The sequence below is a fragment of the Brotocaccenecus cirricatena genome, from assembly GCF_020687045.1.
Lineage (GTDB): Bacteria > Bacillota > Clostridia > Oscillospirales > Oscillospiraceae > Vescimonas > Vescimonas cirricatena.
Genome location: NZ_JAJEPW010000128.1, coordinates 1 through 2448 on the forward strand (window position 1 = coordinate 1; position 2448 = coordinate 2448).

The 2448-nt window shown below is 44.9% G+C and carries 1 protein-coding gene; it reads left to right on the forward strand.

Annotation, left to right across the window (positions count from 1 at the left end; all coding sequences use genetic code 11):
• The first annotated feature begins 532 nt into the window (after positions 1-532).
• Positions 533-2323: a reverse transcriptase domain-containing protein gene (locus tag LKD37_RS17255; RefSeq protein WP_302930297.1), complete on the forward strand. Its 1791-nt coding sequence runs from the start codon at positions 533-535 to the stop codon at positions 2321-2323.
• Positions 2324-2448 lie beyond the last annotated feature (125 nt).

Here is a 2448-nt window from a genome sequence, read left to right on the forward strand (position 1 = left end):
AAAGTGCGCCCAGATAGGGCGCTGTGCAAAGCAGTCTAAGGTACTGCCGCACACGGCAGTGTGCGAAACAATCTGCCTTACCGACTAAGGAGAAATCCTTTACGGGAACAGCGCATGGCAGAAAAAGGAATAGTCACCAAAGGACTTAGGTGCGACTGTTTTCTAATGTTAAGAAGATATGAGGATAAGATTGGGTTTATCGAATGTAAGGTTCCAGTTCCTGTTTTTTGCAGGTGTGGGAAAAGTCCTGAAACCCATGTCATAACGCTGTCACGTCATCTTTCACGGCGGGACAACTGCCAACACGTTATGAAACAGGCGTGAGAACACGTCACAACGAACCGAAAGCATATCCGACAATCTTCACTAACCTATGCACAGTGCTAACTGGGGATTGCCTAAGTCTGGCTCATTTGCCGGATATGGTAACGGAGGCTCCATAGTAGTCCGAGAGGGATAACGACCCTTACATGGCGAAGGGAGCCAGTTAGTAACATCTAAAATGTAAGAATGAAAGGGAGGAGAAACCTCAATGAAACCAACATCTGAAATTTTAGAGCGTATTGAAAAGTGTTCCAGCGAACACAAAGACGGCGTATTCACAAGACTTTACAGATACTTACTTCGTGAAGATATTTACTACGCCGCCTATCAGAAACTTTATGCAAACAAAGGTGCAACAACACAGGGTATCGACAACGATACCGCAGACGGTTTCAGTGACTTCTATGTAAAAGAGTTAATCCAGTCACTAAAGGACGGAACCTACAAAGCCAATCCTGTAAGGCGTGAGTATATTCCAAAGAAAAACGGAAAGCTCCGTCCGCTGGGTATCCCGTCTTTCCATGACAAGCTCCTGCAAGAAGTTGTCAGAATGATTTTAGAAGCTATCTATGAACCTGTCTTTGACAGCCACTCCCACGGTTTCAGACCGGGTAAAAGCTGTCATACCGCACTCCGTCAGATTTCTTCTGACTTCACAGGCGTGGTCTGGTTTATCGAGGGCGATATACAAGGTTGTTTTGATAACATCAATCACGAAAAATTGATTGATATTTTGAGCAGGAAAATCAAGGACAGTCGTTTTCTGAACATCATTCGCCAGTTTTTGAAAGCTGGGTATATCGAGAATTGGAAATACAACGCCACTTACAGCGGTTCCCCGCAGGGTGGTATCTGTTCTCCAATACTTGCAAATATCTATCTGAATGAGCTGGACAAGAAGTTTCGGGAAATCGCAGAACGCTTTGATAAGCCGAGGTCTGCATATCAGACACCGGAATATCATGCGGCAAGCAAAGAATTAAAAAGACTGTCTTATTGGATTGACCATACCGCTGATGAAGCGGCAAGACAAGAACTGATTGACCAGCATAGGGCACAGAAGGAAGCTATGAGAAATCTGCCCTGCAAACCTGCCGACAACAAGAAGTTCACTTTTGTCCGTTATGCGGACGATTGGCTGGCAGGTGTGTGCGGCACAAAAGCGGAATGTGAGGACTTGAAAGCCGAAATCGCTGAATTTCTAAGCACAGAGCTGAAATTAACTCTAAGCGAGGAAAAGACGCTGATAACGCACAGCTCCGAAAAAGTCCGTTTCATTGGATATGATATTTGCGTCCGCAGAAATCAGGAAGTCAAAGGTCACAGAATGAAAAACGGAACGTGGAGAAAATCCCGTACCCTGCACATGAAAGTTGCCCTGTCTGTTCCCCATACGGAAAAGATTGAGAAATTCATGTTTGCAAAGAAAGTCATTCGCCAAAAGGAAAACGGGGAGTTTCAGCCGATACACCGAGCCGGACTTCTCAACCTTGCGGATTATGAGATTGTGGAACAGTACAATGCCGAAGCAAGAGGATTATGCAACTATTACAATCTGGCTTGTGATTATCACACGCTGGACTACTTCTGCTATCTTATGGAGTACAGTTGCTTAAAGACGATTGCTAATAAGCACAAAACCAGTATCCGCAAAATCATTCGCCAGTATAAAGACGGGAAAACATGGTCTGTCCCTTATGAAACTAAAGCAGGAACAAAACGTGTTCGCCCTGTTAAAATCGCAGATTGTAAGCGTGGCGAAGCGAGTGACATCATTTATCAGAGAAAGAAATTCAGCTGGAAAACCACTATTAGACAACGGCTCAATGCCAGAGTTTGTGAACTATGTGGGTGTAAAGAAGCCGATTTGTATGAGGTTCACGTTATACGGAACTTAAACGAATTGGGTAATTCTGATTGGGAAACCGTGATGAAAAAGAAGCGGCGGAAAACGCTTGTTGTTTGTAGCAAGTGCCATGAAAGAATACACAGACACTAATCAATACGTTAATTACTAATGGGGAGCCGGATACTTCGAGAGGAGTAAGTCCGGTTCCGAGGGAGGGTGTAGGAAACCTACCGCCAACGGCGGCAAGGCGCCTTTACCCTACCCTACGACCTGCT